This window comes from Pseudomonas guariconensis (assembly GCF_040822035.1).
Taxonomy (GTDB): domain Bacteria; phylum Pseudomonadota; class Gammaproteobacteria; order Pseudomonadales; family Pseudomonadaceae; genus Aquipseudomonas; species Aquipseudomonas guariconensis.
The window spans coordinates 62,814-75,206 of the sequence record NZ_CP162012.1; the positions used below are offsets into that span (position 1 = coordinate 62,814).

At 64.1% G+C, this 12,393-nt stretch carries 13 protein-coding genes; 5 read left to right on the forward strand and 8 right to left on the reverse strand.

Annotated features, from left to right (window positions below; all coding sequences use genetic code 11):
• Nucleotides 1–24: 24 nt before the first annotated feature.
• From gmhB to glyQ, 3 genes are read right to left on the reverse strand one after another with little or no spacing between them, the layout of a single operon-like run.
• A complete protein-coding gene (gene gmhB / locus AB1N67_RS00265; protein ID WP_043207580.1) occupies nt 25–552 on the reverse strand; it encodes a D-glycero-beta-D-manno-heptose 1,7-bisphosphate 7-phosphatase in 528 nt (175 codons plus the stop codon).
• 3 nt (nt 553–555) lie between these two features.
• Nucleotides 556–2,610 carry a glycine--tRNA ligase subunit beta gene (gene glyS / locus AB1N67_RS00270; protein ID WP_043207582.1) on the reverse strand — a complete coding sequence of 685 codons (2,055 nt, stop codon included), beginning with the start codon at nt 2,608–2,610 and terminating at the stop codon, nt 556–558.
• Nucleotides 2,607–3,554: a glycine--tRNA ligase subunit alpha gene (glyQ, locus tag AB1N67_RS00275; protein ID WP_043207584.1), complete on the reverse strand. Its 948-nt coding sequence runs from the start codon at nt 3,552–3,554 to the stop codon at nt 2,607–2,609. The genes glyS and glyQ overlap by 4 nt, the downstream gene beginning before the upstream one ends.
• 87 nt (nt 3,555–3,641) lie before the next feature.
• On the opposite strand from glyQ, the gene AB1N67_RS00280 reads away from it, so the two are divergent.
• Together AB1N67_RS00280 and AB1N67_RS00285 are read left to right on the forward strand one after the other, a co-directional pair.
• Nucleotides 3,642–4,193 carry a DNA-3-methyladenine glycosylase I gene (locus AB1N67_RS00280; RefSeq protein WP_043207586.1) on the forward strand — a complete coding sequence of 184 codons (552 nt, stop codon included), beginning with the start codon at nt 3,642–3,644 and terminating at the stop codon, nt 4,191–4,193.
• A 41-nt stretch (nt 4,194–4,234) separates the two neighbouring features.
• Nucleotides 4,235–5,122: a lysophospholipid acyltransferase gene (locus tag AB1N67_RS00285; RefSeq protein ID WP_043207587.1), complete on the forward strand. Its 888-nt coding sequence runs from the start codon at nt 4,235–4,237 to the stop codon at nt 5,120–5,122.
• A 95-nt stretch (nt 5,123–5,217) separates the two neighbouring features.
• Here the strand turns inward: AB1N67_RS00285 and AB1N67_RS00290 are convergent, their stop codons facing one another.
• The 5 genes from AB1N67_RS00290 to def are packed head-to-tail and all read right to left on the reverse strand — an operon-like array spanning nt 5,218 to nt 9,747.
• On the reverse strand, nt 5,218–5,532 hold the full coding sequence (locus AB1N67_RS00290) for a tetratricopeptide repeat protein (protein ID WP_043207591.1): 315 nt from the start codon (nt 5,530–5,532) through the stop codon (nt 5,218–5,220).
• A 12-nt stretch (nt 5,533–5,544) separates the two neighbouring features.
• Nucleotides 5,545–6,918, reverse strand: coding sequence for a Trk system potassium transporter TrkA (gene trkA / locus AB1N67_RS00295; RefSeq protein WP_043207594.1), 1,374 nt, complete (start codon nt 6,916–6,918; stop codon nt 5,545–5,547).
• A gap of 22 nt (nt 6,919–6,940) precedes the next feature.
• Nucleotides 6,941–8,251 carry a 16S rRNA (cytosine(967)-C(5))-methyltransferase RsmB gene (gene rsmB / locus AB1N67_RS00300; RefSeq protein WP_090344116.1) on the reverse strand — a complete coding sequence of 437 codons (1,311 nt, stop codon included), beginning with the start codon at nt 8,249–8,251 and terminating at the stop codon, nt 6,941–6,943.
• Nucleotides 8,248–9,180, reverse strand: a complete 933-nt coding sequence (gene fmt, locus AB1N67_RS00305; protein ID WP_043207598.1) for a methionyl-tRNA formyltransferase — start codon at nt 9,178–9,180, stop codon at nt 8,248–8,250. Before fmt ends, rsmB begins: the two co-directional genes overlap by 4 nt.
• Nucleotides 9,181–9,240: 60 nt before the next feature.
• The gene (gene def / locus AB1N67_RS00310; RefSeq protein WP_016394290.1) at nt 9,241–9,747 is read right to left on the reverse strand and encodes a peptide deformylase; all 507 of its coding nucleotides are present in this window, start codon (nt 9,745–9,747) and stop codon (nt 9,241–9,243) included.
• Between the two features lie 214 nt (nt 9,748–9,961).
• Between def and dprA the strand changes: the two genes are divergently transcribed.
• From dprA to AB1N67_RS00325, 3 genes are all read left to right on the forward strand, one after another.
• Nucleotides 9,962–11,053 (forward strand): DNA-processing protein DprA, encoded by a 1,092-nt coding sequence (dprA, locus tag AB1N67_RS00315; RefSeq protein WP_043207790.1) that lies wholly within the window; start codon nt 9,962–9,964, stop codon nt 11,051–11,053.
• Between the two features lie 37 nt (nt 11,054–11,090).
• Nucleotides 11,091–11,648, forward strand: coding sequence for an L-threonylcarbamoyladenylate synthase (locus AB1N67_RS00320; RefSeq protein ID WP_043207599.1), 558 nt, complete (start codon nt 11,091–11,093; stop codon nt 11,646–11,648).
• Nucleotides 11,649–12,004: 356 nt separating this feature from the next.
• Nucleotides 12,005–12,313 (forward strand): hypothetical protein, encoded by a 309-nt coding sequence (locus tag AB1N67_RS00325; protein ID WP_367863463.1) that lies wholly within the window; start codon nt 12,005–12,007, stop codon nt 12,311–12,313.
• The last annotated feature ends 80 nt before the right edge of the window (nt 12,314–12,393 follow it).

Consider the following 12,393-nt stretch of genomic DNA (forward strand, 5'->3'; position numbering starts at 1 on the left):
AGTGCGCCACAGCGGGCGCACTACTTAAATTAGTTCTCTGGCGATGGCTGCCAGATCGTCGAAAATCAAAGTGTTTTGCGGAACGCCTTTTTCCAGCGTCCTTTGTCCTTTGCCGGTCTTCACCAGCACAGGTTGTGCATCGACGGCCAGGGCGGCCTCCAGGTCACCTTTGCTGTCGCCGACAAACCAGACGCCAGCCAGATCGACCTGATAATGCTCGGCAATCGCCCGCAGCATGCCAGGCTTGGGTTTGCGGCAATCGCAACCGTCGTCCGGGCCGTGCGGGCAATGCACGATGTAACCCACCTCTCCCCCTTGCTCGGCCACTAGCGCGCGCAGGCGTGCATGCATGGCCTCCAGGGTCGCCAGCGGATAATAGCCGCGGGCGATGCCGGACTGGTTGGTGGCCACGGCCACCGTCCAGCCCGCCTTGCTCAACTGCGCGATGGCCTCGATCGAGCCCGGAATGGGAATCCATTCATCCAGCGACTTGATGTAGGCGTCGGAGTCGTGGTTGATCACTCCGTCTCGATCAAGAATCAGCAGTTTCAAGGCTTACCCCAGCAGCGAGATGTCGGCCACGCCCAGGAACAGGCCGCGCAGGCGGCTGAGCAGGGCATAACGGTTGGCGCGGACCTTGGCATCTTCGGCGTTGACCATCACCGCCTCGAAGAAGGCGTCGACCGGATCACGCAGGGCGGCCAGGCGGGCCAGCGACTCGCTGTACTGACGCGCGGCAGCCATCGGTTGCACGGCTTGGTCGGCCTGCTGGATGGCCGAATACAGGGAGAACTCGTTGGCATTGTCGAAGTACTTGGGCTCGACGTGCTCGGCGATGGCGCCTTCGGCTTTGCTCAGCAGGTTCGACACGCGCTTGTTCACCGCGGCCAGGGCTTCGGCTTCAGGCAGCTTGCGGAAGGCCTGCACGGCCTGCACGCGCTGATCGAAGTCCAGGGCAGAGCCCGGCTTGAGGGCACGCACCGAGAGGTAGGTGGCGACGTCGATGCCTTCGTCTTCGTAGCGCGCGCGCAGGCGGTCGAAGATGAACTCCAGCACCTGCTCGGACAGGCCGGCGGCCTTGACCTTGGCACCGTACTGCTTGACGGCGAATTCGACCGCGGTGGTCAAATCCAGGTCCAGCTGCTTCTCGATCAGGATGCGCAGCACGCCCAGCGCTGCACGGCGCAGCGCGTAGGGGTCCTTGCTGCCGGTCGGCAGCATGCCGATGCCGAAGATGCCGACCAAGGTGTCGAGCTTGTCGGCGATGGCCACGGCGGCACCGGTCAGGGTCTGCGGCAGCTCGGCGCCAGCACCGCGCGGCATGTACTGCTCGTTCAGCGCCAGGGCCACGTCTTCCGGCTCGCCATCGTTCTGAGCGTAGTAGTAGCCGGCAACGCCTTGCATCTCAGGGAATTCGCCGACCATCTCGGTGGCCAGGTCGCACTTGGACAGCAGGCCTGCGCGGCCTGCGCGCTGGGCATTGCCGCCAATCAGCGGAGCGATGAACGCAGCTAGCTTGGAAACGCGCTCGGCCTTGTCGTAGACAGTGCCCAGCTGAGCCTGGAAGACCACGTTCTTCAGGCGCTCGTTGAAGGTTTCCAGCGGCTGTTTCTTGTCCTGCTTGAAGAAGAACTCGGCGTCGGTCAGGCGCGGACGCACGACCTTCTCGTTGCCCAGCACGATCTGCTTCGGATCACGGCTCTCGACGTTGGCCACGGTGATGAAGCGCGGCAGCAGCTTGCCTTCGCTGTCCAACAGGCAGAAGTACTTCTGGTTGTCCTGCATGGTGGTGATCAAGGCTTCCTGCGGCACTTCCAGGAAACGCTCCTCGAAGGAGCACACCAGCGGCACAGGCCATTCGACCAGAGCGGTCACTTCGTCCAGCAGCGCCGGCGGCACGACAGCTGTGCCTTCCTGCTGCATTGCCAGCTCCGCGGTGCGCTTGGCGATCAGCTCGCGACGCTCGGCGAAGTCGGCCAGCACGTAGGCCTTGCGCAGGTCTTCGACGTAGTTGGCCGGGGTGGTGATGACCACGTTTTCCGGGTGGTGGAAGCGGTGGCCACGGGATTCGCGACCGGCTTTCTGGGCCAGGAGGGTGCATTCGACGACCTGGTCGCCGAGCAGCATCACCAACCACTGGGTCGGACGCACGAACTCTTCACGGCTGGCGCCCCAGTGCATGCGCTTGGGGATCGGCAGATCGTTGAGCGAGTCTTCGACAATGGTTGGCAGCAGGCTGGCGGTGGCCTTGCCTGGAATGTGCTGCGAGAAGCGCAGCTTTGCACCGCTCTGGTCGATCTCAGCCAGGTCGACGCCGCATTTCTTGGCGAAGCCCAGGGCGGCCTGGGTCGGGTTGCCCTCGGCGTCGAAGGCGGCCTGGCGGGGCGGGCCGTCGATGTTGATGCTGCGGTCAGGCTGCTGCACGTCCAGTTGGCGGATCAGCACGGCCAGACGGCGCGGGGCAGCATAGACCTGCTTGCCGGTGTAGTTCAGGCCGGCGGCCTGCAGGCCTTTCTCGATGCCGGCCAGGAAGGCGTCGCCGAGGCTGGCGAGGGCCTTCGGTGGCAGCTCTTCGGTGCCCAGTTCGACCAGAAAATCTTGAGCACTCATTGTGCAGCCTCCAGCTTAGCCAACACTTCGTCACGCAGTTCAGGGGTCGCCATCGGGAAGCCCAGGCGTGCGCGGGCTTGCAGATAGCTTTGCGCCACGTCCCGGGCGAGGGTACGCACGCGCAGGATGTAGCGCTGACGCTCGGTCACCGAGATGGCGCGGCGGGCGTCGAGCAGGTTGAAGGTGTGGGACGCCTTCAGGACCATTTCGTAGGTCGGCAGCGGCAGGTCCAGCTTGATCAGGCGGTTGGCTTCGCTTTCGTAGAAGTCGAACAGCTCGAACAGTTTCTCGACGTTGGCGTGCTCGAAGTTGTAAGTCGACTGTTCCACTTCGTTCTGGTGGAACACGTCGCCATAGGTGACCTTGCCGAACGGGCCGTCGGCCCAGACCAGGTCATAGACCGAGTCCACGCCCTGGATGTACATGGCCAGACGCTCCAGGCCATAGGTGATTTCACCGGTAACGGGGAAGCACTCGATGCCACCGACCTGCTGGAAGTAGGTGAACTGGGTCACTTCCATGCCGTTGAGCCAGATTTCCCAACCCAGGCCCCAGGCGCCGAGGGTCGGCGATTCCCAGTTGTCTTCGACGAAACGGATGTCGTGGACCAGCGGGTCCAGGCCGATCGCCTTCAGCGAGCCGAGGTACAGCTCCTGGAAGTTGGCCGGGTTCGGCTTGAGCACCACCTGGAACTGGTAGTAATGCTGCAGGCGGTTGGGGTTTTCGCCATACCGTCCGTCGGTTGGGCGACGGCTAGGCTGCACATAGGCGGCGTTCCAGGTTTCCGGGCCGACGGCGCGCAGGAAAGTGGCGGTATGGAAAGTGCCGGCGCCTACTTCCATATCGTAGGGCTGAAGCACCACACAACCTTGCTCCGCCCAGTATTGCTGCAGGGCGAGGATGAGGTCTTGGAAGGTACGCACGGCTGGCGTAGGCTGGCTCACGAAATTCACCTGTATCTGGGGATGCGGATGTAAAGAGCGGGAGTATAACCCGATTCGCCTCGCCCTCTACCCATGGAATGGAGCCTTATGCCACGCTGCTTCTGGTGTACCGACGATCCGTTGTACCAGGCCTATCACGACCAGGAGTGGGGAACGCCTCAGCGTGACCCGGCGTTGCTCTTCGAGATGCTTTTACTCGAAGGGTTCCAGGCCGGGCTTTCGTGGATCACGGTATTGAAGAAACGCGAGCGCTACCGCGAGGTACTGCATGGCTTCGACCCGGTGAAGCTGTCACAGATGAGCGACGAGCGGATCGAAGAGCTGATGCTCGACGCGGGGATCATCCGCAATCGCCTCAAGCTCAAGGCCGCGCGGCGCAATGCCCAGGCCTGGCTGGCTGTGGATAACCCGGCCGAGTGGTTGTGGTCGTTCGTCGGTGGCGCGCCCAGGATCAACCACTTCAAGACGCGCGGCGAGGTGCCAGCGGTTACCGACGAGGCCCGGGCCATGAGCAAGGCCCTGCAGAAGGCCGGCTTCACGTTCGTCGGGCCGACCATCTGCTACGCCTTCATGCAGGCCACCGGCATGGTCATGGACCACACCACCGACTGTGATCGCTACGCCGCGTTGCTGCGCTGAAGCGTTACAATGCCCGCCTTGCAGAAATAAGGAATCCGGCTGTGGAAAAATTCAAAGGCGCCCTGATGGTCGGGGTGCTGCGACTGTTCGCCAAGCTGCCCTGGGGCGCAGTGCAGCGGGTCGGCGCGGGTATCGGCTGGCTCATGTGGAAGATCCCCAACGGTTCGCGCAATGTGGTGCGCATCAACCTGGCCAAATGCTTCCCGGAAATGAACCCGGCCGAGCGCGAGCAACTCGTGGGCCGTGCACTGAAGGACATCGGCAAGTCCTTCGTCGAAAGCGCCTGCGCCTGGATCTGGCCTCCCCAGCGCTCGCTGGAGCTGATCAAGGAAGTGCATGGCCTGGAGGTCCTGGAGCAGGCCCTGGCCTCGGGCAAGGGCGTTGTGGGCATCACCAGTCACTTGGGCAATTGGGAGGTGTTGAACCACTTCTATTGCAGCCAGTGCAAACCGATCATCTTCTACCGCCCACCTAAGCTCAAAGCTGTGGATGATTTGCTGCGCGAGCAGCGGGTGCAGATGGGTAACCGCGTGGCGCCTTCGACCAAGGAAGGCATCCTCAGCGTGATCAAGGAAGTGCGTCGGGGCGGTCAGGTGGGAATTCCGGCCGACCCGGAGCCGGCCGAGTCCGCCGGAGTGTTCGTGCCATTTCTCGGCACCCAGGCGTTGACCAGCAAGTTCGTGCCCAACATGCTGGCGGGCGGCAAGGCGGTAGGCGTGTTCCTGCATGCGCTGCGTCTGCCGGATGGCTCTGGCTTCAAGGTGTTCCTGGAAGCTGCGCCCGAGGAGATGTACAGCGAGGATGTGACCGTGGCGGCCGCCGCCATGAGCAAGGTCGTCGAGCGTTACGTACGCGAGTATCCAAGCCAGTACATGTGGAGCATGAAGCGCTTCAAGAAGCGTCCGGCGGGCGAAGCGCGCTGGTATTGAGTTATCCACCGCCGCTGGAACAGGCTCCATACAACTCTGCCTGTTTCAGCAGGGCCCCTGTGGGAGCGGGTTTACCCGCCCCCATAGGGACCGCGTCAACCTGCTGCCTTGTCGAGTTTCTTCAGGAACACCGCCATCTCCTTCTCGGCCTGCTTGTCCCCGTGGGCCTGCGCCGCCGCGATCCCCTCCTCCCAGGCCTTGCGCGCCGCCGCCAGGTCGCCCTGTAGCTGGTAGGCCTTGCCCAGCAGCTTCCAGGCCGCCGAGTACTTCGGATCGTGCTCCACGCAGCGCGCCAAGTGCACCGCCGCCTCGGCACCGTTGCCTTCATCGAGCCACGCCTTGCCCAGGCCAAAGCGTAGCAGGGCGTTATCCACACCCTTGGCCAGCATCTTTTCCAGCGATTCGCGCATGCCGTTTTCTCCTTAGAAGAAACTCAGGCCGACGTGGAACAGCTTTTCCACGTCACGGATGTGCTTTTTATCCACAACGAACAGGATCACATGATCACCCGCTTCGATCACTGTGTCGTCGTGGGCGATCAGCACTTGCTCGTCGCGGATGATCGCGCCGATGGTCGTGCCTGGCGGTAGGGCGATGTCTTCGATGGCCTTGCCGATCACTTTGCTCGACTTGGCATCGCCATGCGCGACCGCCTCGATGGCCTCCGCCGCGCCCCTGCGCAGCGAGTGCACGCTGACGATGTCGCCGCGGCGCACGTGGGCCAACAGCGTACCGATGGTAGCCAGCTGCGGGCTGATGGCGATGTCGATATCGCCGCCCTGGACCAGGTCGACATAGGCCGGGTTGTTGATGATGGTCATCACCTTGCGTGCACCCAGGCGCTTGGCCAGCAACGAGGACATGATATTGGCCTCATCGTCGTTGGTCAGGGCCAGGAAGATGTCGGCGTCGGCGATGTTCTCCTCGAGCATCAGGTCCTTGTCCGAGGCGCTGCCCTGCAGCACCACGGTGCTTTCCAGGGTGTCGGAGAGATGGCGGCAGCGGGTCGGGCTCATCTCGATGATCTTCACCTGGTAACGGCTTTCGATGGCCTCGGCCAAGCGTTCGCCGATCTGCCCGCCCCCGGCGATGACCACGCGCTTGTTGCTTTCATCGATGCGGCGCAGCTCGCCCATCACCGCGCGGATGTCCTTGCGCGCGGCAATGAAGAAGACTTCGTCGTCGGCTTCGATCACCGTATCGCCTCGCGGCGTGATGGGGCGGTCGCGACGGAAGATGGCCGCCACACGGGTATCGACGTTGGGCATGTGGGCGCGGATCTGGCGCAGTTGCTGGCCCACCAGTGGCCCGCCGTAATAGGCCTTGACCGCCACCAGTTGCGCCTTGCCGTCGGCGAAGTCGATCACCTGCAGGGAGCCGGGGTGCTCGATCAGGCGTTTGATGTAGTTGGTCACCACCTGTTCCGGGCTGATCAGCACATCCACCGGGATGTGGTCGTTGTCGAACAGCTCTTCACGAGTCAGGTAGGCCGACTCGCGCACCCGGGCGATCTTGGTCGGGGTGTGGAACAGCGAATAGGCCACCTGGCAGGCGACCATGTTGGTCTCGTCGCTGTTGGTTACCGCCACCAGCATGTCGGCGTCGTCGGCGCCGGCCTGGCGCAGCACCGTGGGCAGCGAGCCGCGGCCTTGCACGGTGCGGATGTCCAGGCGGTCGCCCAGGTCGCGCAGGCGGTCGCCGTCGGTGTCGACCACGGTGATGTCGTTGGCTTCGCTGGCCAGGTGCTCTGCCAGCGTGCCGCCCACCTGCCCTGCGCCGAGGATGATGATCTTCATCCGCTACTCCTAGTCCTTGTGCTTATCCGCGCGAGGCGGCGATCTTGATCAGCTTGGCATAGTAGAAGCCGTCGTGGCCGCCCTCCTGGGCCAGCAGCTGGCGGCCGTGGGGCTGGCGCAGGCCGGCCTCGAGTGCCAGGTCCAGCTCGCGGGCACCGGGGGTGCGGGCGAGGAAGGCCTCGATCACTTCGGTGTTTTCGGTCGGCAGGCTCGAACAGGTGGCGTAGACCAGCATGCCGCCGACTTCGAGGGTCGGCCACAGGGCATCGAGCAGCTCGCCTTGCAGCGCGGCCAGGGCCGGGATGTCGTCAGCCTGGCGGGTCAGCTTGATGTCCGGGTGGCGACGGATGACGCCGGTGGCCGAGCAGGGCGCGTCGAGCAGGATGCGCTGGAACGGCTTGCCGTCCCACCAACTGGCGGTGTCGCGGGCATCGCAGGCGATCAGCTGGGCGTCCAGCTGCAGGCGGTCGAGGTTCTCGCGCACCCGCGCCAGGCGCTTGGCTTCCAGGTCGATGGCGACCACTTCGGCCAACCCGGCTTCGGCTTCGAGCAGGTGGCAGGTCTTGCCGCCAGGGGCGCAGCAGGCGTCCAGCACGCGCTGGCCGGGCGCCAGTTCCATGAGGTCGGCGGCCAGTTGCGCGGCCTCGTCCTGCACGCTGACCCAGCCCTCGGCAAAGCCTGGCAGGCCGCGCACGTCACAGGCTTCGGCCAGCAGGATGCCATCGCGACTGTATTGGCAAGGGCTGGCGCTGATGCCGGTCTCGGTCAACAGCGCCAGGTAGGCGTCACGGCTGTGGTGGCGGCGGTTGACCCGCAGGATCATCGGCGGATGGGCGTTGTTGGCAGCGCAAATCGCTTCCCACTGCTGCGGCCAGCATGCCTTGAGCGCCTTTTGCAGCCAACGTGGGTGAGCGGTGCGCACCACCGGGTCGCGCTCCATGTCGGCGAGCAGTGCCTCGCCTTCACGCTGGGCGCGGCGCAGCACGGCATTGAGCAAGCCTTTGGCCCACGGCTTCTTGAGCTTGTCGGCGCAACCGACGGTTTCGCCAATGGCGGCGTGGGCCGGAATGCGGGTGTAGAACAGCTGGTACAGGCCGACCAGCAGCAAGGCCTGAACATCGGCATCGGCGGCCTTGAAGGGCTTTTGCAGCAGCTGGGCGGCCAACAGATCCAGGCGCGGCTGCCAGCGGGCGGTACCGAAGGCCAGGTCCTGGACCAGGCCGCGATCACGCTCCTCGACCTTGTCCAGTTGCGCGGGCAACGAGCTGTTGAGCGAGGCCTTGCCGCTGAGCACGGCGGCCAAGGCACGGGCGGCGGCCAGGCGAGGATTCATTGGCCGAGTACCTTACCGCTAGCGAACTTCTCGCGGCGGCTGTTGAACAGGTCGCTGAAGGCCAGCGGCTTGCCGCCCGGCAGTTGCAGGCGGGTCAGGCTCAGGGCGCCTTCGCCGCAGGCGACCACCAGGCCATCCTTGCTGGCGGAAAGGATCTCGCCAGGGTTGCCCTTGCCTGTGGACAACTGCGCAGCCAGGACCTTGACGCTCTCGCCGTCCAGGGTGCTGTGGCACACCGGCCACGGGTTGAAAGCGCGGATCAGACGCTCCAGCTCTATGGCTGGGCGTTTCCAGTCGATGCGTGCTTCGTCTTTGTTCAGCTTGTGGGCGTAGGTGGCCAGAGCGTCATCCTGAACCTCACCTTGCAAGCTGCCGTCTGCCAGGCCTGCAATGGCCTGCACCACGGCGCCTGGGCCCATCTGGGCGAGGCGGTCGTGCAGGGTGCCGCCGGTGTCCTCGGCGCTGATCGGGGTCACGACCTTGAGCAGCATGGGGCCGGTGTCCAGGCCGGCCTCCATGCGCATCACGGTCACGCCGCTTTCGGCATCGCCGGCTTCGACTGCCCGCTGGATAGGCGCGGCGCCGCGCCAGCGCGGCAGCAGAGAGGCGTGGCTGTTGATGCAGCCCAGGCGCGGGATATCCAGCACCACCTGAGGCAGGATCAAGCCGTAGGCGACTACCACCATCAGGTCTGGCTTGAGCGCGGCAAGCTCCGCCTGGGCCTCGGCGTTGCGCAGGCTCTGCGGTTGGTACACCGGGATGGCGTTTTCAACGGCCAGCTGCTTGACCGCCGAGGGCATGAGTTTCTGGCCACGGCCAGCCGGACGGTCGGGCTGGGTGTAGACGGCCACTACTTCGTAGGGGCTGTCGAGCAGGGCTTTGAGGTGTTCGGCGGCAAACTCTGGGGTGCCTGCGAAGACGATGCGCATGGAGTTCTCGCTTTGAAAAAGAAAAAGGCTTGCCGAAGCAAGCCTTCTGGAAGGTGGGGATCAGGCTTGCTGGCGGTGCTGCTTTTCCAGCTTCTTCTTGATCCGGTCGCGTTTGAGCTGTGACAGGTAGTCGACGAACAGCTTGCCGTTGAGGTGATCGAACTCGTGTTGCACGCACACTGCCAGCAGGCCTTCGCATTCCAGCTCGAACGGCTTGCCGTCGCGGTCCTGGGCCTTGACCCGTACACGCAGGGGACGGTCGACGTTCTCGTAGAAGCCCGGCACCGACAGGCAGCCTTCCTGGTACTGGCCCATGTCGTGGGTCAGCTCTTCGACGCTGGGGTTGATGAAGACGCGCGGCTCGCTGCGGTCTTCGCTGAGGTCCATGACCACGACCTGCTTGTGCACATTGACCTGGGTGGCGGCCAGGCCGATGCCAGGGGCTTCGTACATGGTTTCAAACATGTCGTCGATCAGCTGACGCAGGGCGTCGTCGAACTCCGTCACCGGTTTGGCGATGGTGCGCAGGCGCGGGTCCGGGAATTCGAGAATGTTCAAGATGGCCATAAGGTCAGGCAGTCACTGTGCGTTCGGTTGAAAACTGAGCACACATAATAAAGGGAATCGGGGCATTCGGCACCTGGCAAAGCTCGGCTAGGGTGTGAAAGGACTGCATCAGGTCCATTCCATGGACAGCTTGTCAAAGTATTATCAACAAAGTTATCCACAGGTTGTGCCACGTGGATGACCCCTTGCCGATCAAGGATGATCCGCCATGAACATGCCTGTTGTGCCCGCCTGTCCACCTGCCGAACTCGAGGCGCGTCTGCGTTTGCATCAGCTGCCCGAGGTGGGCCCGCGACGTTTCCACGCCCTGATCGATGCCTTCGGCGATGCCGCTTCGGCCCTCACAGCTCCCGCCAGCGCTTGGCGTGCGCTGGGCTTGCCGGCGGCCTGTGCCGAGGCCCGTCGCAGCGCCGAAGTTCGTGACGGCGCTGCCGCCGCAATGGCCTGGCTAGAGCGTCCGGGCCAGCATTTGCTGATGTGGGACGCCCCTTCGTATCCCGCGCTGCTTGCTGAGACGGACACAGCCCCGCCGCTGCTCTTCGTGGCCGGCGACCCTACATTGCTCGAGCGGCCGCAGCTGGCCGTCGTCGGCAGTCGCCGCGCAACGCCGCCTGCGCTGGACACCGCCAAGGCATTTTCCCGGTGTCTTGCCCAGGCCGGTTTCACCATCACCAGCGGGTTGGCTCTGGGGGTCGATGGTGCCGCTCATCGGGCGGCATTGCAGGCCGGTGGGCACACCATCGGCGTGCTCGGCACGGGTCTGCAAAAACTTTATCCACAGCGCCATCGCGAGCTGGCCCGGGACATGATCGAAGGTGGCAGTGCGCTGGTGTCGGAGTTTCCCTTGGATGCCAATCCGCATGCCGCGAATTTTCCCCGACGCAACCGGATCATCAGCGGTCTGTCGCTAGGAGTGCTAGTGGTCGAGGCGAGTCTGGCCAGTGGTTCGCTGATCACCGCGCGACTGGCGGCCGAGCAAGGCCGGGAGGTGTACGCCATTCCCGGTTCGATCCACCACCCCGGCTCCAAGGGCTGCCACCAGCTGATCCGCGACGGTGCTTTGCTGGTTGAAAGCGTTGAGCAGATCCTCGACAGCCTCAAAGGCTGGCAAAACCTCCCCCCTGCACCTGTGGAAAACTCGGACCACCCATTGCTCGCCCTGCTGCATGCCGCGCCCCAGACCAGCGAAGCCCTGGCCCACAGCAGCGGGCAGCCCCTGGCCCAGGTGCTGGCCAGCCTCACGGAACTGGAGCTGGGTGGGCGGGTGAGCAACGAAGCTGGGCGTTGGTTTGCCCGAAACAGCTAAGTACACTGCGCATCAGGCTTAAATGCGGAGAGACAAAATGGTGAGCAGTTGGCGTGTGCAACAAGCCGCACGTGAGATTCGGGCAGGTGCGGTCATCGCCTATCCGACAGAAGCGGTCTGGGGCTTGGGCTGCGACCCATGGAACGAGGACGCGGTGTATCGCCTGCTGGCGCTCAAGTCGCGGCCTGTGGATAAAGGGCTGATTCTGGTCGCTGACAACATTCGACAGTTCGATTTCCTGTTCGAGGATTTTCCACAGGACTGGATCGACCGCATGGGCAGTACCTGGCCTGGGCCGAACACCTGGCTGGTACCGCACCAGGACCTGTTGCCTGAATGGGTGACCGGGATGCACGACACCGTAGCCCTGCGGGTCAGCGATCACCCCTTGGTGCGCGAGCTGTGCGCGCTGGTCGGGCCGCTGATTTCCACCTCGTGCAACCCAGGCGGGCGCCCGGCGGCCAAGAGCCGGTTGCGGGTGGAGCAGTATTTCCATGGCCAATTGGACCTGGTGCTCGGCGGAGCGCTGGGTGGGCGGAAGAATCCGAGCGTGATTCGCGACCTGGTGACAGGCGAGGTCGTTCGGGCCGGCTGACCCAGGGAGGGCCCGGCGATGGATCGCCACGCGGCCCCTAGGTATTGCAGGACTTTTCTGATTTCCTCCGCCCGGCTGTCCAGCTGGAATTTAGGGAAATACCCTACCTATCCGTCAGCTGCCGTCACCTTCCGGCAGGGAACCCATGCCTCTAGGCTCCAGACCGTCGCCAAACAACTTGGTGATCGGGTGTGGTAACCCGGCAGTCTAGGTTCTCCGTGGCAGTCCATGGCGGCTGTGCGCGGGAGGCTTTCGAGCCTGCCGGATTGGGAACCGCCGGTTTACCACCCTGCGTACAGCTGCCACCTAATTCGTGTGGTAACGGATTGAGTGCTGGCGCCAACAGGTAGGTTCCCATGAAAAAGCTTGTCCCTGATCCACCTCTACCCAACACCACATCTCGCCCTTTCGGCCGCTGCGACGCCGGTCATCCTCCCCTCTTCTCCACAAACCGTAACATCTCTGCCCACGACGCCCTCGTCCACGTAGCGCTTTACCTGCGCTGCGCCTACGAGACTGGCCTGCAGGCACTCGAACACCTGCACGAGTCAGGCCGCGGCATGTACTGGTCGAACCTGCACGCGATTGAAATGGCAGAGGGCTTGGTGGAGGCGATGCTCGATGGCATCGAGTCGGCGCCGGCAACCATCAGGACCGCCGGCTAAGCGGTGGGCGCTGTGGGAGCGGGTAAAACCGCTCCCCACCGGTGGCGTTCTGAATCAACCCACCGCGTAACGGCCTCGGA

Excerpts from the sequence above, each read along its gene's own strand:
- glyS (WP_043207582.1), bottom strand. The coding sequence starts at position 2,610 with ATGAGTGCTCAAGATTTTCTGGTCGAACTGGGCACCGAAGAGCTGCCA.
- AB1N67_RS00280 (WP_043207586.1), top strand. The coding sequence starts at position 3,642 with ATGCCACGCTGCTTCTGGTGTACCGACGATCCGTTGTACCAGGCCTAT.
- AB1N67_RS00290 (WP_043207591.1), bottom strand. The coding sequence starts at position 5,532 with ATGCGCGAATCGCTGGAAAAGATGCTGGCCAAGGGTGTGGATAACGCC.
- trkA (WP_043207594.1), bottom strand. The coding sequence starts at position 6,918 with ATGAAGATCATCATCCTCGGCGCAGGGCAGGTGGGCGGCACGCTGGCA.
- rsmB (WP_090344116.1), bottom strand. The coding sequence starts at position 8,251 with ATGAATCCTCGCCTGGCCGCCGCCCGTGCCTTGGCCGCCGTGCTCAGC.
- fmt (WP_043207598.1), bottom strand. The coding sequence starts at position 9,180 with ATGCGCATCGTCTTCGCAGGCACCCCAGAGTTTGCCGCCGAACACCTC.
- def (WP_016394290.1), bottom strand. The coding sequence starts at position 9,747 with ATGGCCATCTTGAACATTCTCGAATTCCCGGACCCGCGCCTGCGCACC.
- dprA (WP_043207790.1), top strand. The coding sequence starts at position 9,962 with ATGCCTGTTGTGCCCGCCTGTCCACCTGCCGAACTCGAGGCGCGTCTG.
- AB1N67_RS00320 (WP_043207599.1), top strand. The coding sequence starts at position 11,091 with ATGGTGAGCAGTTGGCGTGTGCAACAAGCCGCACGTGAGATTCGGGCA.
- AB1N67_RS00325 (WP_367863463.1), top strand. The coding sequence starts at position 12,005 with ATGAAAAAGCTTGTCCCTGATCCACCTCTACCCAACACCACATCTCGC.